Origin of the sequence: Mycolicibacterium sp. MU0050 (assembly GCF_963378085.1) — a bacterium.
Lineage (GTDB): Bacteria > Actinomycetota > Actinomycetes > Mycobacteriales > Mycobacteriaceae > Mycobacterium > Mycobacterium wendilense.
This window is the reverse complement of the sequence record NZ_OY726395.1, coordinates 2,769,843-2,791,928: the sequence shown is the minus strand read 5'-3', so window position 1 is coordinate 2,791,928 and position 22,086 is coordinate 2,769,843. Positions and strand designations below refer to the sequence as shown.

Below are 22,086 nucleotides of genomic sequence, written 5' to 3'. Positions count from 1 at the left end.
CGCTAGGAGCAGATGCTGGGCCGGCCCGCCAGGTAGTTGCAGTCCATGGGGAACCGCTCGACCACCGGGGGCTCCAGCGGTGCCAGGAATGTCAGCGTGAACGGCTCCTTGGCCATCCCCGGCGGACCGCCGCACTCGTCGCCCCACAGGGTGGTGCGGGTGCCGGTCAGCGTGACCTCGCTGAACTCGAACTTCTGCTGCAGCTTCGCGGTGCTGCCGTCGGGGCAGACCTGACCGTCCATGGGGGAGTACTCGAAGGCCCACAGGCCGTTGGACAGTCGAGCCCGCCCACCGATGTTGAGCAGCTTCTGTTCGGCGTCGGCGGGGCGATCCGTCGTGCTGGTCACGTTGAGCACACAGCCCAACGTCTGGATGTGCGGATCGGAATAGTCGGGTTGCGCCCGGGTGCCGCTGGCCTGCGCGCAGACGGACTGCATGCTCCAGTGCGCGCTGGGCTTGCCGGGCTGGGTGTAGGTGTATTCGCCGTCCGGCGGCGGGGCCACCGAGGGCGCCGCCGGACTCGGGGCGGCGGTGCCCAGCGCGGCCAGCACTGCGACCGCGCCGGTCAGGCCGATCCGCTGTCGCAATCTCATGTGGCGCTCCTCGACTCTCGCGTGACGTGCACACAGGTTTATCACCTGGGGGCGCTCGGGTCACGCGCCGCGGTGAATCACCGCGTCGAAGTTGTCGCGTCGCCGTGGTAAGCACAAGGACGTGTCCGACGGTTTGTTCGATGTGCCCGGAGAAGCGCCGGCCGAGCCCGGCCCCGGTGCCGGGATGCCCGTCGCGGGGCCCGGGTCGCCGCTGGCGGTGCGGATGCGCCCGGCCATGCTCGACGAGGTCGTCGGTCAGGACCACCTGCTCAAGCCGGGCTCGCCGCTGCGCCGCCTGGTCGACGGCTCCGGGGCGGCCTCGGTCATCCTGTACGGCCCGCCCGGCACCGGGAAGACCACGCTGGCCTCGCTGATCTCCGGGGCCACCGGGCGGCGGTTCGAGGCGCTATCGGCGCTTTCGGCCGGCGTCAAGGAGGTGCGCGCGGTCATCGACGTCGCCCGCCGGGCGGCCGCGTACGGCGAACAGACCGTGCTGTTCATCGATGAGGTGCACCGGTTCTCCAAGACCCAGCAGGACGCCCTGCTGGCCGCGGTGGAGAACCGCATCGTCCTGTTGGTCGCCGCCACCACCGAGAACCCGTCGTTCTCGGTGGTGGCGCCGCTGTTGTCGCGTTCGCTGATCCTGCAGTTGCAGCCGCTGGACGCCGCCGGCATCGAGGCTGTGCTGCGCCGCGCACTGACCGACGAGCGCGGCCTGGCGGGCAAGGTCGCGGTCGACGACGACGCGGTGGCCCTGCTGGTGCAGTTGGCCGCCGGCGACGCCCGGCGGGCGCTGACCGCGTTGGAGGTGGCGGCCGAGACCGCCGCGGCGGCGGACACACCCGTCAGCGTCGAGATCGTCGAACAATCGTTGGACCGCGCGGCGGTGCGCTACGACCGCGACGGCGACCAGCACTACGACGTCGTCAGCGCCTTCATCAAGTCGGTGCGTGGCTCCGACGTCGACGCCGCGCTGCACTACCTGGCCCGGATGCTGACCGCCGGTGAGGACCCCCGCTTCATCGCGCGCCGGCTGATGATCCTCGCCAGCGAGGACGTCGGCATGGCCGACCCCTCGGCGCTGCCGCTGGCGGTTGCCGCCGCGCAGACGGTGCAGCTGATCGGCATGCCCGAGGCGCAACTGACGCTCGCCCACGCGACCGTGCACCTGGCCACCGCCCCGAAATCGAACGCGGTGACCACCGCCCTGGGTGCGGCGATGGCCGACATCAAGGCCGGTAAGGCCGGGTCGGTACCGGCGCACCTGCGCGACGGGCACTACTCGGGGGCGGCGGCGCTGGGCCACGCGCAGGGTTACCGGTACTCCCACGACGCTCCGGATGGTGTTGCGTCCCAGCAGTACCCGCCCGACGAGTTGGTGGGGACCGACTATTACCGCCCCACCGCCCGGGGCGCCGAGCGCGAGCTCGGCGGCCGGGTGGAGCGGTTGCGGGCGATTATCCGCCGGGCGACGCGGCGTTAGCGCCGCAGCAGACCCGCGCGGCGACGCCGTCCCAGCAGCGCCGCGGTCAGGGCCACGCCGGCGACCGCGACCACCAACTGGACCAGCAGTTCGAGCCAATCGACTCCGCTGGTGTTGGTCGCGATGCCCATGGTCCGTGCCAGCCACGTCCCGACGAGCGCCGCGACGATACCGACGACGACGGTCAGCAGGATGCCGATCGGCTGCTTGCCGGGCAGGATCAGGCGGGCCAGCACACCGACGACCGCGCCGATCAGGATTGCGGTGATGACTCCGGTGATGGTCATTTCTACCTCGCTCGGGTGTTGGGGTGGGGACGAGATTGGTGACAGCGAAATACCCCGCCACCGGGGCGGACAAACCCCGCCTACGCTGAACGGATGGACACTGCGGTACTCGACGTCGACACCTCCGACCGGCGCATCGCCGACCTCACCGACGCGGTCGAGGATTTCTGCGCCGCGCGGGGCGACGGGCTGTGCAATGTGTTCGTTCCGCATGCCACGGCCGGGGTCGCGATCATCGAAACGGGCGCGGGTTCGGACCACGACCTCGTCGACGCGCTGGAGCGGTTGCTGCCGCGCGACGACCGTTACCGGCATTCCCACGGTTCGCCCGGCCACGGCGCCGACCACGTGCTGCCGGGGTTGGTGTCGCCGTCGGTCACCATCCCGGTGCAGGGTGGCAGGGCGCTGCTGGGCACCTGGCAGAGCGTCGTGCTGGTGGACCTGAACAGGGACAATCCGCAGCGATCGGTGCGCCTGAGCTTCGTGGCTGGCTGATCGGGGAGACCGGTAGTGTGGGACGGTCAACTCAGGTGACCGCGGTGCGGGGGAGCGCTGTCACCATCCGGGCGAACAGGAAAGTAGCGACGTGCAGACACACGAGATCAGGAAGCGTTTCCTCGATCATTTCGTGAAGGCGGGCCACACCGAGGTGCCGAGCGCCTCGGTGCTCCTCGACGATCCGAACCTCCTGTTCGTCAACGCCGGCATGGTGCAGTTCGTGCCGTACTTCCTGGGCCAGCGCACCCCGCCGTGGGACACCGCCGTCAGCGTCCAGAAGTGCATCCGAACCCCGGACATCGACGAGGTGGGCGTCACCACCCGGCACAACACGTTCTTCCAGATGGCGGGCAACTTCTCGTTCGGCGACTACTTCAAGCAGGGCGCCATCGAACTGGCCTGGTCGTTGCTCACCAACTCGGTCGAGGACGGCGGTTACGGACTGGATCCGGAAAAGCTGTGGGCCACCGTCTATTACGACGACGATGAGGCCGTCAGCCTGTGGCAGGAGGTCGCCGGCCTGCCGGCCGAGCGGATCCAGCGCCGCGGCATGGCGGACAACTACTGGTCGATGGGCATCCCCGGCCCGTGCGGCCCGTCGTCGGAGATCTACTACGACCGCGGCCCCGCCTACGGTGTCGAGGGTGGCCCCGAGGCCAACGAGGACCGCTACATCGAGATCTGGAACCTCGTGTTCATGCAGAACGAGCGCGGCGAGGGCACCAGCAAGGACGACTACGAGATCCTCGGGCCGCTGCCGCGCAAGAACATCGACACCGGTATGGGCGTCGAGCGGGTCGCGTGCCTGCTGCAGGGCGTCGACAACGTCTACGAGACCGACCTGGTGCGTCCCGTGATCGACGTGGTCGCGGCCCGGGCCCCGCGCGGCTACGGCAGCGGCAACCACGCCGATGACGTCCGCTACCGGATCATCGCCGACCACAGCCGCACCGCGGCGATCATCATCGGCGACGGCGTCACGCCGGGCAACGAGGGCCGGGGTTATGTGTTGCGGCGGCTGCTGCGGCGCATCATCCGCGCCGCCAAGCTGCTGGGCCTCGACGACCCGATCATGGGTGAGCTGATGGTCACCGTGCGCGACGCGATGGGGCCGTCCTACCCCGAGTTGGTGTCCGACTTCGACCGCATCAAGCGGATCGCGGTGGCCGAGGAGACCGCGTTCAACCGCACCCTGGCGGCCGGCTCCCGGCTGTTCGACGACGCCGCCGCGGCCACCAAGTCGGCCGGCAAATCGACGCTCAGCGGCACCGACGCCTTCACCCTGCACGACACCTACGGGTTCCCGATCGACCTGACCCTGGAGATGGCCGCCGAGGCCGGGCTGTCCGTCGACGAGCTCGGATTCCGTGAGTTGATGTCCGAGCAGCGTCGCCGCGCCAAGGCCGACGCCGCCGCGCGTAAGCACGCGCACGCCGACCTCAGCGCCTACCGTGAGCTGGTCGACGCCGGGCCGACCGAATTCACCGGTTTCGACGAACTGACGTCCGAGGCACGAATTCTCGGCATCTTCGTGGACGGCAAGCGGGTTCCGGTGGCCGCGCACCAGGCCCGCGAGCACGGGGAATCGGCGGCGGGGCACCGCGTCGAGATCGTGGTGGACCGCACCCCGCTGTACGCCGAGGCGGGTGGTCAGATCGCCGACGTCGGCGCCATCTCCGGGCACGGTGGAACCGCGCGCGCTGCTGTCACCGATGTCCAGAAGATCGCCAAGACCCTGTTCGTGCACAGCGTGAACGTCGAGTCGGGCGAGTTCGTCGAGGGCGACACCGTCACGGTGGCGGTGGACCCGAAGTGGCGCCACGGTGCCACCCAGGGCCACTCCGGCACCCACATGGTGCATGCCGCGCTTCGGGAAGTGTTGGGCCCCAACGCCGTTCAGGCCGGATCGCTGAACCGTCCGGGCTATCTACGGTTCGACTTCAACTGGCAGGGCGCGCTGACCGAAGAGCAGCGCAACCAGATCGAACTGGTCACCAACGAGGCCGTCGAGGCCGATCACCAGGTGCACACCTTCCACACCGAGCTGGAGAAGGCCAAGGCCATGGGGGCCATGGCGATGTTCGGCGAGTCGTATCCCGACGAGGTCCGGGTGGTGGAGATCGGCGGACCGTTCTCGCTGGAGCTGTGCGGCGGCACCCACGTGCGCAACTCGGCGCAGATCGGGCCGGTGACCATCCTCGGTGAATCCTCGGTGGGCTCCGGGGTACGCCGGGTGGAGGCCTACGTCGGCCTGGACTCGTTCAAGCACCTCGCCAAGGAACGCGCCCTGCTCGCCGGCCTGGCGTCGTCGTTGAAGGTGCCGTCGGACGAGGTGCCGGCCCGGGTGAGCCAACTCGTCGACCGGCTCAAGGTCGCCGAGCGGGAGCTCGAGCGGATGCGGTTGGCGACGGCGCGCGCCGCGGCGGCGAACGCGGCCGCCGGTGCCGAGGTCGTCGGCAAGGTGCGGCTGGTGGCACAGCGGATGTCCGCCGGGATGACGGCCGGCGACCTTCGCTCACTGGTCGGCGACATCCGCGGTTCGCTGGGCAGCGAGCCGGCGGTGGTCGCCCTGATCGCCGAGGGCGACAACGCGAGCGTGCCCTACGTGGTGGCCGCCAACCCGGCGGCGGTGGACCTCGGACTGCGGGCCAACGATCTGGTGAAGACCCTGGCCGCGGCCGTCGACGGCCGCGGCGGCGGCAAGGTCGATCTGGCCCAGGGCTCCGGCAAGCACCCGGGCGGCATCGACACCGCCCTCGAAGCGCTGCGCGGCGAAGTCGCTCGGACCTAGTGCGTGGACCCCGATCTCAGCCGGCAACCGGACCGGCCCGGAGCTGACGACCCCGGACGGGGGCGGCGACTCGGGGTCGACGTGGGCACCGTCCGGATCGGTGTGGCGGTCAGCGATCCCGACGGGATCCTCGCCACGCCGGTGGAAACGGTGCCGCGCGACACCCGCAAATCCGCCAAACATGTGCGCCGATTGGCGGCCCTGGTCGACGAGTACGACGTCGTGGAGATCGTCGTCGGCCTGCCCCGCACCTTGGCCGACCGGGCCGGATCCTCGGCGGCCGACGCGATCTCGGTGGCCGACGCGTTGGCCGCGCGTCTCCCGGCGGTGCCGGTGCGGATGGCCGACGAGCGGCTGACGACGGTGTCGGCGCAGCGCTCCCTGCGGGAGGCCGGCGTGCGCGCCAAGGGGCAGCGCAGCGTCGTGGACCAGGCCGCGGCGGTGGCGATCCTGCAGGGCTGGCTCGACCAACGACGTACGGTACAGAACGAATCCCCACCGGAGAGGTCGCATGACTGAGGACACTGAACCCCAGCGGGCCCAGCCCCTGGCCGTCGGACCGCCGCGGCGACGGCTGTCCCGGGCCGCACGGGTGCGGGCCGAGCGTGATCAGCGCCGGCGGCGGCTGGTGACCGGCGTCGCGGTGGCGGTCCTGACCGTGGTGGCCATCGGGGTCGTCTTCCTCGGTTCCAAGCTGTGGCACGGCATGACCGGGGCGCCCACCGATTTCACCGGCGAAGGCATCGACGACGTCGTGATCGAGGTGCACGAGGGGGATACGACCACCGCGCTGGCCCAGACGTTGGTCGACGCCAACGTGGTCGCCAACGCCAAGACGTTCGTGACCGCCGCCGCCGAGAACCCGGCCATCGCCGCGATCCACCCGGGCTTCTACCTGGTCCGCACCGAGAGCCCGGCCGCCCTGGCGGTGGACGCGCTGGCCGACCCGGCCAACCGGGTCGGCAAAATGACCATCCCGGAGGGCCGTCAACTCGACGACACCACCGACGTCAAGACCCACGCGGTGACCGCCGGGATCTTCACGCTGATCTCCAACGCCAGTTGCGTGGAACTCAACGGCGAGCAGCAGTGTGTCCCCGCCGCGGATCTGCAGGCGGCGGCCTCGACCGCGTCCGCGGCCGAGCTGAAGATCCCGGACTGGGCGCTCGAACGGGTCGCCGCGATGGGCGACGATCACCGCCGCATCGAGGGGCTGATCGCGGCGGGTACCTGGAACGTGAACCCGTCGGCATCGCCCACCGAGATCCTGGCCGACCTGATCGACACCAGCACCAACTACTACACCCGCGACGGGCTGCTCGAGACCGCCGCCGCGATGAACATGTCGCCCTACGACATCCTGGTCGTCGGGTCCCTGGTGCAGAAGGAGTCCACCCCGGAGGACTTCCCGAAGGTCGCGCGAGTGATCTACAACCGGCTGGCCGAACCGCAGAAACTGGAGTTCGACTCGACGGTCAACTACTCGCTGGACCGGCAGGAGATCGCGACCACCGACGCCGACCGCGCCACCGTCACGCCGTGGAACACCTATGCCTCGGAGGGACTGCCGGCCACCCCGATCGCCGCCCCCGGACAGCCCGCGATCGAGGCCGCGGTCCATCCCGCCGAGGGGGACTGGCTGTACTTCGTGACCATCGACATGTCCGGCACCACGCTGTTCACCCGGGAATATCAGCAGCACCTCGCGAGTATCGAGATCGCCCGGCGCAACGGTGTCCTCGACAGTGCCCGCTAGCGCGCCGACGGACCCGACCGCCCGCCGCGCCGCGGTGCTGGGTTCGCCCATCGCTCATTCCCGCTCGCCGCAGTTGCACCTGGCCGCCTACCGCGCACTCGGGCTCAGCAACTGGACCTACGAGCGCATCGAGTGCACCGCGGCCCAATTGCCGGTTCTGGTCGGCGGATTCGGCCCCGAGTGGGTGGGGGTGTCGGTGACCATGCCCGGCAAGTTCGCGGCGCTACAGTTCGCCGACGAGCGCACCGAGCGGGCCGCGCTGGTCGGCTCGGCGAACACCCTGGTGCGCACCGAGGCAGGCTGGCGCGCCGACAACACCGACATCGACGGTGTCGTCGGTGCACTCGAACCGGTGCTGTCGGGCTCGGGTGGGCGCGCGATCCTGCTGGGCTCGGGCGGCACCGCCCCGGCCGCCGTGGTGGCGCTGGCCCGGCTGGGGCTCGGGGAGGTGGTCGTGGCCGCCCGCAACGCCGAGCGGGCCGCCGAGTTGCTGACGGTGGCCGCCCGGGTCGGGCTGGCGGCGCGGCACTGCCCGCTGACCGATGACGCCCTCACCATGGCGGCCGACGGGGCCGCGGTGGCCGTCAGCACGCTGCCGGCCGAGGTGGCGGGCGAGCGCGCCGCCGCGCTGGCTGCCGTCCCGGTGTTGCTCGACGCGCTCTACGACCCGTGGCCCACCCCGCTGGCGGCCGTGGTCGAGGCTGCCGGGGGCACCGTCGTCAGCGGGCTGCAGATGCTGCTGCATCAGGCCTACTCCCAGGTGGAGCAGTTCACGGGGCGCCCGGCGCCGCGTGCCCAGATGGCCGCCGCGCTGGCCTGACGGAGTTGTCCACAGGCCGGTCCCGGACGGCACACGGGCGGCGCGGCGCGACGGTTAGCGTGCCGCCATGCACGCACTGCTGGCCGGCGCGACGCTGCTGTGGCTGGGGGCGTTGACGGCCTGCGATCTGGCCGCGCAGCGGCTGCCCAACGCGCTGACCCTGCCCGGGGCGATCGCCGTCGTCGCCGTGGCGTCGGCCTGCGGCGCCGGTCCGGCGGCGATGACCGGGGCGTTGGCGCTGGCCGGTACTTACCTGCTGGTGCACCTGCTGACCCCGGACGGACTCGGCGCCGGCGATGTGAAGCTGGCGCTCGGGCTCGGTGCCCTGACGGGGGCCTTCGGCGCCGGGGTGTGGACCTGCGCCGCCCTGGGCGCCCCGCTGCTGACCGCCGGATGGGCGTTGATCGTCCGCCGTCGCAGGGTTCCGCACGGCCCGGCGATGTGCGCGGCCAGCGCGGCCGCCGTCGCCGTGCAGCTGGCCCCGGTGCTCGGCGTGACCTGACACGATTACGTCTGCGGCGGCCCGCGTGGGAAGATGGGACGCGTGTTGCGATGGACCACTGCCGGTGAATCCCACGGCCGCGCGTTGGTGGCCGTGGTGGAGGGCATGGTCGCCGGTGTGCGTATCACCTCCGCCGATATCGGCGCCCAGCTGGCGCGCCGGCGCCTCGGCTACGGCCGCGGCGCCCGGATGAAGTTCGAACAGGATCAGGTGACCGTCCTCGGCGGGGTGCGGCACGGCGTCACGCTCGGTGGCCCGGTCGCCATCGAGATCGGCAACACCGAATGGCCCAAGTGGGAAACGGTGATGGCCGCCGACCCGGTGGACGAGGACGCGCTGGCCGACGGCGCGCGCAACGCGCCGCTGACCCGGCCGCGGCCCGGCCACGCCGACTACGCCGGCATGCTCAAGTACGGCTTCGACGATGCCCGCCCGGTGTTGGAACGCGCCAGCGCCCGCGAGACCGCGGCCCGGGTGGCCGCCGGCACCGTCGCGCGTGAGTTCCTGCGCCAGGCCCTCGGGGTCGAGGTGCTCTCGCACGTCATCTCCATCGGGGCCTCGGAGCCCTACGTCGGACCGCCGCCGCAGCCCGGCGACCTGGCGGCCATCGATGCCAGCTCGGTGCGGGCGTTCGACGCCGACGCCGAACAGTCGATGATCGCCGAGATCGAGGCGGCCAAACGGGACGGCGACACCCTCGGCGGCGTCGTCGAGGTGGTCGTGGTCGGGCTGCCGATCGGGTTGGGCTCGTTCACCAGCGGGGACAACCGGCTCGACAGCCAGCTCGCCGCCGCGGTGATGGGCATCCAGGCCATCAAGGGCGTCGAGATCGGCGACGGGTTCGAAACGGCGCGCCGGCGCGGCAGCCAGGCGCACGACGAGATGTTCCCGGGTCCCGACGGGGTGGTGCGCAGCACCAATCGGGCCGGCGGCCTGGAGGGCGGGATGACCAACGGCCAGCCGCTGCGGGTGCGCGCGGCGATGAAGCCGATCTCCACCGTGCCGCGCGCCCTGGCCACCGTCGACATGGCCACCGGCGAGGAAGCCGTCGCCATCCACCAGCGCTCCGATGTGTGCGCGGTGCCCGCGGCCGGGGTAGTCGCCGAGACCATGGTGGCGCTGGTGCTGGCCCGCGCGGTGCTCCAGAAGTTCGGCGGGGACTCGCTGCCCGAGACCCGCCGCAACATCGAGTCCTACCTGCAGGCGGTCGCCGAACACGAACCGAACACCACGCCCACGGCCGTCTCGGGATAGGCGTGTAGCGATGGCTCCCAAGGCGGTACTGGTCGGAATGCCGGGATCGGGGAAGTCGACGATCGGGCGCCGGCTGGCCAAGGCCACGGGCTCGGCGTTCCTGGATACCGACGCCCAGATCGTCGAGGTTGCGGGTCGCCCGATCGCCGAGATCTTCGCCACCGACGGCGAAGCCGAGTTCCGTCGCATCGAGGAAGAGGTCATCAAGACCGCGCTCGCCGAGCACGACGGCATCCTCTCGCTCGGCGGCGGCGCGATCACCAGCCCGGGCGTGCGTGACGCGCTGGCCGGCCACACCGTCGTGTATCTGGAAATCAGTGCCGCCGAAGGGGTTCGGCGCACGACCAGCGGTACCGTGCGGCCACTGCTGGCCGGCGGCGATCCGGCCGAGAAGTTCCGCAAGCTGATGACCGAACGCGTCCCGCTCTACCGCCGGGTCGCGACCCTGCGGGTGAACACCAACCGCCGCAATCCGGGCGCGGTGGTGCGTTATCTGGCGGCCCGGCTGGAGAACCCGGAAGCTGCCAGGCCCACCAAGGCGGCCCGTCGTCGTCGGCGCCCGCCGTGGCGGCAGTCCGGCAGCCAGCAGGCCGCCCCGGCGGCGCCGGCCGAATCGGCGCAAGAACCCAGTCCCCGTCCCAGTCCGCCCACCCCGGCGACCCCGGCCGCATTGGCCGCCCGCCGCAGCGAGGTCCGTAAATGAGTGACAGCAGCAACGTCCCGGCGCCCGTCACGATCGAGGTCGCCGTCGACCCGCCCTACCCGGTCATCATCGGCACCGGTCTGCTCGGTGAACTCGGCGAACAGTTGGTGGGTACCCGCCGGGTCGCCATCCTGCATCAGCCGGTGCTCGCCCAGACCGCCGAGGCGATCCGAAGTTTCCTGGCCGACAAGGGAATCGACGCGCACCGGATCGAGATCCCCGACGCCGAGGCGGGCAAGGAACTGCCCGTCGTCGGATTCGTGTGGGAGGTGCTGGGCCGGATCGGGATCGACCGCAAGGACGCGGTGGTCAGCCTCGGCGGGGGAGCGGCCACCGACGTCGCCGGGTTTGCCGCGGCCACCTGGCTGCGCGGGGTGTCGATCGTGCATGTGCCCACCACCCTGCTGGGCATGGTCGACGCCGCGGTGGGCGGCAAGACCGGCATCAACACCGACGCGGGCAAGAACCTCGTGGGTGCCTTCCATCAACCGCGGGCCGTGCTGGTGGACCTGGCGACCCTGCAGACGCTGCCGCGCAACGAACTGGTCGCCGGGATGGCCGAGATCGTCAAGGCCGGCTTCATCGCCGACCCGGTGATCCTGGACCTGATCGAAGCCGACCCCGAGGCCGCGCTGGACCCCGCGGGCACGGTGCTGCCGGAGTTGATCCAGCGGTCGATCGCGGTGAAGGCGGAGGTGGTGGCGGCCGACGAGAAGGAGTCGGCGCTGCGCGAAATCCTCAACTACGGACACACTTTGGCCCATGCCATCGAACGCCGCGAGCGCTATCGGTGGCGGCACGGGGCGGCGGTCTCGGTGGGATTGGTCTTCGCCGCCGAGCTCGGCCGGCTGGCCGGGCGCCTCGACGACGACACCGCCGACCGGCACCGCGCGGTACTGACCGCCCTGGGGCTGCCGGTCAGCTACGACCCCGACGCCTTCGGCCAGCTGCTCGAATACATGGCCGGCGACAAGAAGAACCGCGCCGGCGTCCTGCGGTTCGTCGTCCTCGACGGCCTGGCCAAACCCGGCCGGCTCGAGGGCCCGGACCCGGCGCTGCTGGCCGCCGCCTACTCGGAGGTCGCCGCCGGCGGGTGAGACCCGCGCGGGATCACGCGTTCGGGCGCTGCTGCTCGTCGGCCGGGGTGATGGTCTCGGTGGTCTCGTTCGGGTCCCGCTCGGCCAGCGCCACCGACGAGGTCTGCTGCTCGGGATACTCCTGGACACCGGCCGTCTCGACGGTGCGCTCGTCGTCGCGGACGGCGGCGAACACATCGGTATCGGCGCGGTCCTCCTCCCAACCGGCCTCCCGGCGCCGCTCCAGCGGCGGGGCCTTGCGGTCGACCAGCCAGCGGCCCACGGCCACCGCCGTGATGGCTGGGAGGAACACCAGCAGCGCGGTGAACGCCGCGAAGGTAGTCAGCTCGTTGATCAGGCCACCGACATACAGCGCCGGGTAGACCAGCGAGATCACCCAGCACACCACGCCGGAGAGCAGACCGGCGACCAGGCCGGCCAGCAGCCACGTCATCGCCAGGTCGTTGCGGCGGTCCGGATCCGGGTTGGCGCGCGCATCGGCGCGGCCGTCGAGCAGCCCCCACACCACGGCGAAGATCGCGAAGATCGCCAGCAGCACGATGCTGATCAACAGCGCCTGGGTCTCGAACTGATTGATCAGCGTCCCTTGGACGAGACGGACAACGACCATCAGGCCCGCGAACACCAGCCCGCGCAACAACCACTTGCTCATGAGGGAACAGCGTAGCGAGTACCGTCAGCACGCGTGACACATTCCCAGCGCCGTGCCAAGTTGTGTGACCGCTTACAGTCCGCGTCGTTGGACGCGATGCTGGTCAGCGACCTGAACAATGTCCGCTACCTCTCGGGGTTCACCGGATCCAACGCCGCGTTGCTGGTTTTCGCCGACGCGCGGCCCGCGGTGCTGGCCACCGACGGTCGCTACCGCACCCAGGCGAGCCGGCAGGCCCCGGATGTGGAGATCGTCATCGAACGCGCCTGCGCGGCGACGCTGAGCCTGCGGGCGGCCGAGGCGGGCGTCGGCGCCCTGGGGTTCGAGGGACACGTGCTGACCGTCGATGCGTATCAAGGCCTGACCGACACGCTGTCGGGACACCCGAACATCGCTCTGGTGCGGGCCTCGGGCACGGTCGAGACCCTCCGTGAGGTCAAGGACGCCGGGGAGGTGGCGCTGCTGCGGCTGGCCTGCGAGGCCGCCGACGCGGCGCTGACCGACCTCATCGAACGCGGCGCGATCCGGCCCGGGCGCACCGAGAAGCAGGTCCGCAACGACCTGGAGGCCGCGATGCTCGAACACGGCGCCGACGGGGCGTCCTTCGAGACCATCGTGGCGGCCGGGGCGAATTCGGCCATCCCGCACCACCGACCCACCGACGCGGTGCTCGCCGACGGTGACTTCGTCAAGATCGACTTCGGCGCCCTGGTCGCCGGATATCACTCCGACATGACCCGGACCTTCGTGTTGGGGCGGGCCGCGGACTGGCAACGCGAGATCTACGAGCTGGTGGCCGCGGCCCAGCGGGCCGGCCGGGAGGCGCTGGCGCCCGGGGTGGCGCTGTGCGAGGTGGACCGCGCCGCGCGCGCGGTGATCGCCGACGCCGGCTACGGCGACACCTTCAGTCACGGCCTGGGCCACGGCGTCGGACTGCAGATCCACGAAGCGCCCGGAATCAACGCCAAGGCCGCCGGTACACTGCTTGCTGGCGCTGCGGTCACCGTGGAGCCCGGCGTTTACTTGCCCGATCGAGGCGGAGTCCGCATCGAGGACACGCTCATCGTCGGCAACGGCCCCGAACTGCTTACCCGGTTCCCCAAGGAACTGCAGATCCTCTAAAGGAGCACCACCGTGGCATCGACTGCCGACTTCAAGAACGGCCTCGTCCTCAAGATCGACGGCCAGCTGTGGCAGATCATCGAATTCCAGCACGTCAAGCCCGGCAAGGGACCCGCGTTCGTGCGCACCAAGCTCAAGAACGTGGTGTCCGGCAAGACCGTCGACAAGACCTACAACGCCGGCGTCAAGGTGGAGACCGCCACGGTCGACCGGCGCGACGCCACCTACCTGTACCGCGACGGCAGCGACTTCGTGTTCATGGATGCCGAGGACTACGAGCAGCACCCGCTGCCGGAGGCCATGGTCGGCGACGCCGCGGCGTTCCTGCTGGAGAGCATGCCGGTGCAGATCGCGTTCCACGACGGCACGCCGCTGTACCTGGAGATGCCGGTATCGGTGGAACTCGAGGTCACCCACACCGAGCCCGGTCTGCAGGGCGACCGGTCCAGCGCGGGCACCAAGCCCGCCACCGTCGAGACCGGCGCCGAGATCCAGGTGCCGCTGTTCATCAACACCGGCGACCGGCTGAAGGTCGACACCCGCGACGGAAGTTACCTGGGCCGCGTGAATGGCTGACGGCAGACACCACAAGACCACCCGGGGTCGACACCACGCCCGCAAGCGCGCCGTCGATCTGTTGTTCGAGGCGGAGGCGCGCGGGCTGACCCCGGCCGAATGCGCCGAAACGCGCTCGGCACTGGCCGCCCAGAAGCCCGAGATCGACCCGGTCGCGCCCTACACCGAGACGGTGGTCCGCGGAGTGACCGAACACGGCGCCCACATCGACGACCTGATCAGCTCGCACCTGCAGGGCTGGACGCTGGCGCGGCTGCCCGCCGTGGACCGCGCGATCCTGCGGGTCGCGGTCTGGGAGTTGCTGCACGCCGAGGACGTCCCTGAACCGGTCGCCGTCGACGAGGCCGTGGAGCTGGCCAAGGAGTTGTCCACCGACGATTCGCCCGCCTTCGTCAACGGGGTGCTGGGTCAGGTCATGCTGGTGACGCCGCAGATCCGGGCCGCGGCCGAGGCGGTCCGGGCGATCGGGATCACCGACGATCAGCCCTGAGGTGCCCTCGCATCCGCCGGCCGGGTCTGGTTGGCTGGGCGCACCACCTCAGGAAAGGTTGAGCAGCGATGGGTGTTAATCCCAAGAACGCGATCGACACGGCCCGTGACATCGCCACCTACGCGGTGGAGATGTCGGGCGACATCGTCGATAACGCGATAGAGGTTCTCAAGGGCAACGTCACCGAGGGCGTCAGCAACATCGTCCAGGACTCGCTCGATATCGCGGGTCACTCCGTCGAGCGGCTCAAGGACCTGGTCACCGACCGCGACGTCGAATGACGGCTCACTTCGAGACTTGCTGCACGACGACTTTCTGCACGACGATGTGGGGCTACTGAACGCCGTTCGCCCCGGCCGACGTCGGTCTCCATACCTAAAGGTATGGTAGCGTCCAGCGCATGACAGCGATCGATGACGCGTTCGTCGCGGCCCTGGCCGACCGCGCCGCCGAGGCCGAGGGACTGCGGCGGCTGCCCGCGGCCACCATCGCCGACTTCCGGGCCAGCGGGGCGGCCAACCTGCTGCTGCCGGCCCGGTACGGCGGCCAACAGGCCGACTTCCCCGAGATCCTCGACCCGATCCGCGCCATGGCGCACGGATGTGCCTCCAGCGCATGGACATTGGGCTTCTACATCCTGCACAACTGGATGCTGGCGCTGTTCGACGAACGCGCGCAGGACGAGGTGTTCGCCGACGGCCCGGTGTTGTGTCCCGCGCCGCTGGCGCCGACCGGCCGCGGCACCCCCGTCGACGGCGGCGTGCGGCTGTCCGGGCGCTGGTCCTGGGCGACCGGGGTGATGGACGCCGACTGGATCCTGGTGGGGGCGTTGTGCGGCGCCGACACCGAGATCTACCCGGCCCTGGCACTGTTGCCGATGGCCGACGTCGAGGTGGTCGACGTCTGGCACACGGCCGGGATGCGGGCCACCGGCTCCAACGACGTCGTCGTCACCGACGTCTTCGTGCCCGCACACCGGCTGGCCAACGTCATCGACATCTACGGCGGCACCGCGCCGGGGGCGGCGTTGCACGACGCGAGCACCTACCGCTGGCCGCTGGTCCCCGCGCTGTCCCTGGTGGCCGCGATGCCGGCCTTCGGCGCCGCCGAGGCGGTGACCGACATGTTCGGTCGCCGGCTTGCCGAACGGGTGCTGGCCTATTCCGGTGTGGCGCAAAAGGATCAGCCGGCGGCGCAGATCCGGCTGGGCGATGCACGGGTGCGGTTGGCCGCGCTGCGCGCCCTGCTCGACCACACCGTCGCCGGGATCGAGCAGGCGATGGCTGCCGGTGACTCGGTGTCGCGGGCCCACCGGGCCTCGGCGCGTGCCGCCGCGGCGCATATCGTGCACGAATCCCGTTCGGTGATCGCCGATCTGCTCGAGGCGTCCGGGGCCAGCGCGCAATTCCTGACCAACCCCATGCAGCGCGCCAAGCGGGACGTCGACGTCATCTGTGGGCACGTCGTGTTCGACTACGACGTCAGCCGGGAACTGGCCGGCGCCTGCGAGGTCGGCGCGAAGGTCTCGCCGATCGCGATGATCTGACCGGCCGGCGGGTCAGAGGTCCAGCGCCGCGTACGTCCGTCGTACGAACCGGGGTTGCGCGGTGCGCAACGACGCCAGCGAGGTGTTCCCGGCAATCGCCGCGGCGGCGTCGGGGGACAGGTCCGGCGCGTTCTGGATCAGGTAGATCAGGATCAGGTCCGCCGAAGGGTCGGCCTGCCACCAGGTGCCGTACGCGCCGGGCCAGGTGAACGAACCCGCCCCGCCGGGCCCGAACAACGGTGCCGACTTGGCCGGATCGGTGACCACCGACAGGTTCAACCCGAACCCGCGGCCGACCCAATACGGCATGCCCAAGAAGGGGATTCGCTTCTGCGCCTCGGTCAGGCGGTCCGTGCGCATCGCGGCCACCGACTGCTCGGACAGCAGCCGGACGCCGTCGAGGGTGCCGCCGCCGAGCAGCATCCGCGCGAAGCGCAGATAGTCGTCGACGGTGGACCACAGCCCGGCACCGCCCTGACAGAACGGTGGCGGCGCAATCGGGGCGGGACCCATCACGTTGTGCTGCAACGTGTTCTGCGCGTCCAGCCGATACATGGTGGCCGACCGTCGACGCCCCTCCGGGGTGAGGAAGAAGCCGGTGTCGGTCATCGCCAGCGGCTCGAAGATGCGCTCGGCGAGAACCTGGTGCAGCGGCTTGCCCTCGATCCGGGACACCATGATGCCCAACACGTCGGTGGCGTGGCTGTAGGTCAGCTGGGCCCCGGGCTGATGTACCAGCGGGAGCTCGGCCAGTTCGGCCAGCCAGCGGTCCTGGTCCTGGCGCATCGGCAGCTGCGCATACGCCCGGGCCAGCGGGCCGGGAATGGAGAACTGGTAGGCGAGCCCGCTGCGGTGGGTCATCAGGTCGTCGACGGTGATGGGGCGCTGCGCCGGCACCGTCTGCGCCAACCCGCCCCGCGGATCGGCCAGCACCCGCATGGTCGCGAACTCGGGCAGCCAGTGGGTCACGGGGTCGGTCAAGGCCAGTCGGCCCTCGTCGATCAGGGCCATGGCTGCGGCGACGGTGACCGGCTTGGTCATCGACGCGATGCGGAAGATGGTGTCCCGCTGCATCGGCAGCCCGGCCTCGATGTCTCGGTGGCCGATCTCGTTGACCTGCCGCACCTGACCGCGCTGCCACACCATGGTGACCGCCCCGGAGAGCAGGCCCGCATCGCAGGCCTCGCGAATGGAGGCGGCGTTTCCGTCTAGGTTCATCGCCGTCAGCGTACTGACCGCGTTCGGCGACCAGGTACCGGCGATGGGGTGTTCGGCGCTCGCGGCTGCTAAGCTGCCCGGCAGTTCGACATCCTTTAACGATCCGTCCAGAGAGGCGGAGAAGGAGGTCAGGTTCATTCGTGGGCGCCAAAAACGGCTCTGAAGACACCGACCGGGAGCTGATGTCCGCAGCGGACGTCAGTCGCACCATCTCCCGTATCGCCCATCAGATCATCGAGAAGACCGCGCTGGACGGCGCCGAGGCGCCGCGCGTGGTCCTGCTGGGTATCCCGACCCGCGGCGTGGTGCTGGCCCGCCGGCTGGCCCGCAACATCGCCGAGTTCTCCGGCGTCGACGTGGCGCACGGGGCCCTGGACATCACGCTGTATCGCGACGACCTGAACACCAAGCCGCCCCGGCCGCTGGAGGACACCTCGATCCCGGCCGGCGGGATCGACGGGGCGCTGGTGATCCTGGTCGACGACGTGTTGTACTCCGGCCGATCGGTGCGCTCGGCGCTGGACGCCCTGCGCGACATCGGGCGGCCGCGGGCCGTGCAACTGGCCGTGCTGGTCGACCGCGGCCACCGGGAACTGCCCATCCGCGCCGACTACGTCGGCAAGAACGTGCCCACCTCGCGCAGCGAGAACGTCAAGCTCCGACTCGAGGAATCGGACGGCTACGACTCCGTCCGGATCGCCCCGCATGGAGGTCCCGCCCGGTGAAACACCTGCTCAATGCGGCTGATCTGAGCCGCGACGAGGCCACCGCGATTCTCGACGACGCCGACCGGTTCGCCGCGGCGTTGCTGGGTCGCGAGGTCAAGAAGCTGCCGACGCTGCGGGGGCGCACCGTCATCACGATGTTCTACGAGAACTCCACCCGCACCCGGGTGTCCTTCGAGGTGGCCGGCAAGTGGATGAGCGCCGACGTCATCAACGTCAGCGCCTCGGGGTCCTCGGTGGGCAAGGGCGAATCGCTGCGCGACACCGCGTTGACGCTGCGCGCGGCCGGCGCCGACGCCCTGATCATCCGGCACCCGGCCTCGGGGGCCGCGCAGCAACTCGCGCACTGGACCCGGCCCGCCGACCCGCTGGCCTCGGGCCCGGCGGTCATCAACGCCGGCGACGGCACCCACGAACACCCGACCCAGGCGTTGCTGGACGCGCTGACGCTGCGGCAGCGGCTGGGCGAGATTGCGGGCCGGCGGGTGGTGATCGTCGGCGACATCTTGCACAGTCGGGTCGCCCGGTCCAACGTCACCCTGCTGGCCACTCTCGGTGCCGAGGTGGTGGTGGTGGCACCGCCGACCCTGCTGCCGGTCGGTGTCGACGCCTGGCCGGTCACGGTGACCCACGACCTCGACGCCGAACTGCCCGCCGCCGACGCGGTGCTGATGCTGCGGGTGCAGGCCGAGCGGATGACCGGCGGTTTCTTCCCGTCGGCCCGGGAGTACTCGGTGCTCTATGGGCTCTCCGAGGCACGGCGGGCGCTGCTGCCCGAGCACGCCGTGGTGCTGCACCCGGGTCCGATGCTGCGCGGCATGGAGATCGCCTCCTCGGTCGCGGATTCTTCGCAATCGGCGGTGCTGCAACAGGTTTCCAACGGTGTGCACGTCCGGATGGCGGTGCTGTTCCATCTGCTGGTCGGGGCGGACCGGTCCGCCGAGGTGGCCGCGGACGCGGGAGGAGTCAAATGAGTGTGCTGATCGCCGGGGCCCGGCGCTACGGGCAGGGCGAACCGGTCGACGTGGTGGTCGAGGACGGGCAGATCGTCGAGATCGCGCCCGCGGGTTCGGTGTCCGCAAACGCGGACCGCACCGTGATCGACGCGGCCGGCCAGGTGCTGCTGCCCGGCTTCGTGGATCTGCACACGCATCTGCGCGAGCCCGGCCGCGAGGACACCGAGACCATCGAAACCGGTTCGGCCGCGGCGGCGCTCGGCGGTTACACGGCGGTCTTCGCGATGGCCAACACCACACCGGTGGCTGATTCGCCGGTGGTCACCGACCACGTCTGGCACCGCGGTCAGCAGGTCGGCCTGGTCGACGTGCATCCGGTCGGCGCGGTCACCGTGGGCCTGCAGGGCACCCAGCTGACCGAAATGGCGATGATGGCGGGCGGCGCCGCCGGTGTGCGGGTCTTCTCCGACGACGGCCACTGCGTGCACGATCCGCTGGTCATGCGTCGGGCGCTGGAGTACGCCAAGGGGCTCGGCGTGCTCATCGCCCAGCACGCCGAGGAACCGCGCCTGACCGTCGGCGCCGTGGCCCACGAGGGGCCGACGGCCGCGCGGCTGGGCCTGACCGGCTGGCCGCGCGCCGCCGAGGAGTCGATCGTCGCCCGCGATGCCCTGCTGGCCCGCGACGCCGACACCCGGGTGCACATCTGCCACGCGTCGACCGCCGGCACCGTCGAGATCCTGAAATGGGCCAAGGGGCAGGGGATCTCGATCACCGCCGAGGTAACGCCGCACCACCTGCTGCTCGACGACAGCCGGCTGGCCGGCTACGACGGCGTGAACCGGGTGAACCCGCCGCTGCGGGAGGCCTCCGACGCGGTCGCCCTGCGCCGCGCGCTCGCCGACGGCGTGATCGACTGCGTGGCCACCGATCACGCTCCGCACGCCGAACACGAGAAGTGCTGCGAGTTCTCCCAGGCCCGGCCGGGCATGCTCGGCCTGCAGACCGCACTGTCGGTGGTCGTCGAAACGATGGTGAACCCGGGGCTGCTGGACTGGCGCGGCGTCGCCCGCGTGATGAGCGAGAACCCGGCCCGCATCGCCGGGTTGCCGGATCACGGCCGCCCGCTGGAGGTCGGCGAGCCGGCCAACCTGACGGTGGTGAACCCCGACACCAACTGGACCGTGTCCGGCCCCGACCTGGCCAGCCGGTCGGCCAACACGCCGTTCGAGTCGATGACCCTGCCGGCCACGGTGACCGCGACCCTGCTGCGCGGCAAGATCACCGCACGCGACGGGGCCGTCGTCCGATGAACACCCCCACGCTGATGGCCTCGCTGGTGTTCGCCGCGGTGGTGGCGGTGCTCATCGCCGTCCTCATCTACCTGGTGCTGCGCGGCTGGCGCCGGCGCGCCGAACGCCAGCTGGAGCTCATCGGCCAGATCCCGGCGCTGCCGGACACCGTCGGGCCCGCCCTGATCCCCGGCATCAAGGGCCTCTACGTGGGCAGCACGCTGGCGCCGAGCTGGCAGGACCGGATCGCGGTGGGCGACTGGGGTTATCGGTCCAAGGCGGTGATCACCCGCTATCCGGAGGGGGTGATGCTGCAACGCACCGGCGCGAGCCCGATCTGGATTCCCGACGAGGCGATCACCGCGATCCGCACCGAGCGCGGCATCGCGGGCAAGGCACTGACCCACGACGGCATCCTGGCGATCCGCTGGCGACTGCCCTCGGGAACCGAGATCGACACCGGTTTCCGCGCCGACGACCGCCGGGAATACCGGCACTGGGTGTCGGACGGGACGGACACATCTTCTAACGGAACGGAGGTCCTGTGACCGACACTGTGGACCACACAACAGCCCTGCTGGTGCTCGAGGACGGCCGGGTGTTCACCGGCACCCCGTTCGGGGCGGTCGGGCAGGCCCTGGGCGAGGCGGTGTTCTCCACCGGCATGTCCGGCTACCAGGAGACGCTGACCGATCCGAGCTACCACCGCCAGATCGTCGTCGCCACCGCGCCGCAGATCGGCAACACCGGGTGGAACGGCGAGGACAGCGAGAGCCGCGGGGACCGCATCTGGGTCGCCGGGTACGCGGTGCGCGACCCGTCGCCGCGCGCCTCGAACTGGCGGGCCACCGGCACGCTGGACGCCGAACTGGAGCGCCAGAACATCGTCGGCATCGCCGGGATCGACACCCGGGCGGTGGTGCGTCACCTGCGCACCCGCGGGTCGATGAAAGCCGGGATCTTCTCCGGGCCGGCGGCCGCCGCCCCGGCCGACGAACTCGTCGAGCGGGTCAACGCCCAGCCCTCGATGCTCGGGGCCGACCTCGCCGGCGAGGTCAGCACCGACGTGCGCTACGTCGTGGAACCCGAGGGCGCGCACCGGTTCACGGTGGCCGCGATCGACCTCGGCATAAAGACCAACACCCCGCGGATCTTCGCGCGCCGGGGGGTCCGCAGCCAGGTGTTGCCGTCGGCGACCACCTTCGAGGAGATCGCCGACCTCAAGCCGGACGGGCTGTTCCTGTCCAACGGGCCCGGCGACCCGGCCGCCGCCGACCACGTGGTGACGGTGGTCCGGGAGGCGCTCGGCGCCGACATCCCGGTGTTCGGCATCTGCTTCGGCAACCAGTTGCTCGGCCGCGCCCTCGGTCGGTCCACCTACAAGATGACCTTCGGGCACCGCGGGATCAACGTCCCGGTCATCGACCACACCACCGGCCGGGTGGCGATCACCGCGCAGAACCACGGCTTCGCGCTCGAGGGGGAGGCCGGCGAGCAGTTCGACACCCCCTTCGGCCCCGCCGTGGTCAGCCACACCTGCGCCAACGACGGTGTCGTGGAGGGCATTCGGTTGCTCAGCGGCCGGGCCTTCTCGGTGCAGTACCACCCGGAGGCTGCCGCCGGACCGCACGACGCCGAGAACCTGTTCGACCAGTTCATCGCGGTGATGGCGGGGGAGGACCTCGCGTGAGCACCACAACCACCGCGAGTGTGCATGTCCCCGGC

General features: G+C 70.9%; 24 protein-coding genes. 20 read left to right on the top strand and 4 right to left on the bottom strand.

Features of this window, described 5'->3' with window-relative positions; translation table 11 throughout:
* Positions 1–2 precede the first annotated feature (2 nt).
* On the bottom strand, positions 3–593 hold the full coding sequence (locus R2K23_RS13085) for a hypothetical protein (RefSeq protein ID WP_316510030.1): 591 nt from the start codon (positions 591–593) through the stop codon (positions 3–5).
* Positions 594–714: 121 nt separating this feature from the next.
* Here R2K23_RS13085 and R2K23_RS13080 point away from each other — a divergent pair, with 121 nt between their 5' ends.
* A complete protein-coding gene (locus tag R2K23_RS13080) occupies positions 715–2,076 on the top strand; it encodes a replication-associated recombination protein A (RefSeq protein ID WP_316510029.1) in 1,362 nt (453 codons plus the stop codon).
* Here the strand turns inward: R2K23_RS13080 and R2K23_RS13075 are convergent.
* Entirely contained in the window at positions 2,073–2,363 is a 291-nt protein-coding gene (locus tag R2K23_RS13075; RefSeq protein WP_316510028.1) for a GlsB/YeaQ/YmgE family stress response membrane protein, read from the bottom strand. The genes R2K23_RS13080 and R2K23_RS13075 overlap by 4 nt on opposite strands.
* Before the next feature lie 93 nt (positions 2,364–2,456).
* Between R2K23_RS13075 and R2K23_RS13070 the strand changes: the two genes are divergently transcribed.
* The 9 genes from R2K23_RS13070 (at position 2,457) to aroB (ending at position 11,784) form a co-directional block, all read left to right on the top strand.
* Positions 2,457–2,858 carry a secondary thiamine-phosphate synthase enzyme YjbQ gene (locus R2K23_RS13070; RefSeq protein WP_316510027.1) on the top strand — a complete coding sequence of 134 codons (402 nt, stop codon included), beginning with the start codon at positions 2,457–2,459 and terminating at the stop codon, positions 2,856–2,858.
* Positions 2,859–2,949: 91 nt separating this feature from the next.
* A complete protein-coding gene (gene alaS / locus R2K23_RS13065; protein WP_316510026.1) occupies positions 2,950–5,652 on the top strand; it encodes an alanine--tRNA ligase in 2,703 nt (900 codons plus the stop codon).
* A 3-nt stretch (positions 5,653–5,655) separates the two neighbouring features.
* Positions 5,656–6,171: a Holliday junction resolvase RuvX gene (gene ruvX / locus R2K23_RS13060; RefSeq protein ID WP_316510025.1), complete on the top strand. Its 516-nt coding sequence runs from the start codon at positions 5,656–5,658 to the stop codon at positions 6,169–6,171.
* Positions 6,164–7,408, top strand: coding sequence for an endolytic transglycosylase MltG (mltG, locus tag R2K23_RS13055; protein ID WP_316510024.1), 1,245 nt, complete (start codon positions 6,164–6,166; stop codon positions 7,406–7,408). The genes ruvX and mltG overlap by 8 nt, the downstream gene beginning before the upstream one ends.
* Positions 7,398–8,228 (top strand): shikimate dehydrogenase, encoded by an 831-nt coding sequence (locus tag R2K23_RS13050; protein ID WP_316510023.1) that lies wholly within the window; start codon positions 7,398–7,400, stop codon positions 8,226–8,228. The genes mltG and R2K23_RS13050 overlap by 11 nt, the downstream gene beginning before the upstream one ends.
* 67 nt (positions 8,229–8,295) lie before the next feature.
* Positions 8,296–8,730 (top strand): A24 family peptidase, encoded by a 435-nt coding sequence (locus R2K23_RS13045; protein WP_316510022.1) that lies wholly within the window; start codon positions 8,296–8,298, stop codon positions 8,728–8,730.
* Positions 8,731–8,772: 42 nt separating this feature from the next.
* Complete coding sequence (aroC, locus tag R2K23_RS13040) at positions 8,773–9,984, top strand: chorismate synthase (RefSeq protein ID WP_316510021.1); 1,212 nt, start codon at positions 8,773–8,775, stop codon at positions 9,982–9,984.
* Between the two features lie 10 nt (positions 9,985–9,994).
* Positions 9,995–10,687: a shikimate kinase gene (locus R2K23_RS13035; protein ID WP_316510020.1), complete on the top strand. Its 693-nt coding sequence runs from the start codon at positions 9,995–9,997 to the stop codon at positions 10,685–10,687.
* On the top strand, positions 10,684–11,784 hold the full coding sequence (gene aroB / locus R2K23_RS13030) for a 3-dehydroquinate synthase (protein WP_316510018.1): 1,101 nt from the start codon (positions 10,684–10,686) through the stop codon (positions 11,782–11,784). The genes R2K23_RS13035 and aroB overlap by 4 nt, the downstream gene beginning before the upstream one ends.
* 13 nt (positions 11,785–11,797) lie before the next feature.
* Here the strand turns inward: aroB and R2K23_RS13025 are convergent, their stop codons facing one another.
* Positions 11,798–12,436 carry a B-4DMT family transporter gene (locus R2K23_RS13025; protein WP_316510017.1) on the bottom strand — a complete coding sequence of 213 codons (639 nt, stop codon included), beginning with the start codon at positions 12,434–12,436 and terminating at the stop codon, positions 11,798–11,800.
* Between the two features lie 33 nt (positions 12,437–12,469).
* Between R2K23_RS13025 and R2K23_RS13020 the strand changes: the two genes are divergently transcribed.
* From R2K23_RS13020 to R2K23_RS13000, 5 genes are all read left to right on the top strand, one after another.
* A complete protein-coding gene (locus tag R2K23_RS13020; protein WP_316510016.1) occupies positions 12,470–13,558 on the top strand; it encodes a M24 family metallopeptidase in 1,089 nt (362 codons plus the stop codon).
* A gap of 12 nt (positions 13,559–13,570) precedes the next feature.
* Positions 13,571–14,134: an elongation factor P gene (efp, locus tag R2K23_RS13015; protein WP_316510015.1), complete on the top strand. Its 564-nt coding sequence runs from the start codon at positions 13,571–13,573 to the stop codon at positions 14,132–14,134.
* Entirely contained in the window at positions 14,127–14,624 is a 498-nt protein-coding gene (nusB, locus tag R2K23_RS13010) for a transcription antitermination factor NusB (protein WP_316510014.1), read from the top strand. The genes efp and nusB overlap by 8 nt, the downstream gene beginning before the upstream one ends.
* Positions 14,625–14,692: 68 nt before the next feature.
* Positions 14,693–14,905, top strand: a complete 213-nt coding sequence (locus tag R2K23_RS13005) for an Rv1893 family protein (RefSeq protein WP_316510013.1) — start codon at positions 14,693–14,695, stop codon at positions 14,903–14,905.
* A 119-nt stretch (positions 14,906–15,024) separates the two neighbouring features.
* Positions 15,025–16,170, top strand: a complete 1,146-nt coding sequence (locus R2K23_RS13000; protein WP_316510012.1) for an acyl-CoA dehydrogenase family protein — start codon at positions 15,025–15,027, stop codon at positions 16,168–16,170.
* Between the two features lie 12 nt (positions 16,171–16,182).
* Here R2K23_RS13000 and R2K23_RS12995 read toward each other — a convergent pair whose 3' ends face one another.
* Positions 16,183–17,388 (bottom strand): serine hydrolase domain-containing protein, encoded by a 1,206-nt coding sequence (locus R2K23_RS12995; protein ID WP_316510011.1) that lies wholly within the window; start codon positions 17,386–17,388, stop codon positions 16,183–16,185.
* Positions 17,389–17,528: 140 nt separating this feature from the next.
* Here R2K23_RS12995 and pyrR point away from each other — a divergent pair, with 140 nt between their 5' ends.
* From pyrR to carA, 5 genes are read left to right on the top strand one after another with little or no spacing between them, the layout of a single operon-like run.
* Entirely contained in the window at positions 17,529–18,113 is a 585-nt protein-coding gene (gene pyrR / locus R2K23_RS12990; protein WP_316510010.1) for a bifunctional pyr operon transcriptional regulator/uracil phosphoribosyltransferase PyrR, read from the top strand.
* Complete coding sequence (locus tag R2K23_RS12985; protein ID WP_316510009.1) at positions 18,110–19,087, top strand: aspartate carbamoyltransferase catalytic subunit; 978 nt, start codon at positions 18,110–18,112, stop codon at positions 19,085–19,087. Before pyrR ends, R2K23_RS12985 begins: the two co-directional genes overlap by 4 nt.
* Positions 19,084–20,382, top strand: coding sequence for a dihydroorotase (locus R2K23_RS12980; RefSeq protein ID WP_316510008.1), 1,299 nt, complete (start codon positions 19,084–19,086; stop codon positions 20,380–20,382). Before R2K23_RS12985 ends, R2K23_RS12980 begins: the two co-directional genes overlap by 4 nt.
* Entirely contained in the window at positions 20,379–20,909 is a 531-nt protein-coding gene (locus tag R2K23_RS12975) for a PH-like domain-containing protein (protein WP_316510007.1), read from the top strand. Before R2K23_RS12980 ends, R2K23_RS12975 begins: the two co-directional genes overlap by 4 nt.
* Complete coding sequence (gene carA, locus R2K23_RS12970) at positions 20,906–22,051, top strand: glutamine-hydrolyzing carbamoyl-phosphate synthase small subunit (RefSeq protein ID WP_316510006.1); 1,146 nt, start codon at positions 20,906–20,908, stop codon at positions 22,049–22,051. The genes R2K23_RS12975 and carA overlap by 4 nt, the downstream gene beginning before the upstream one ends.
* Positions 22,052–22,086 lie beyond the last annotated feature (35 nt).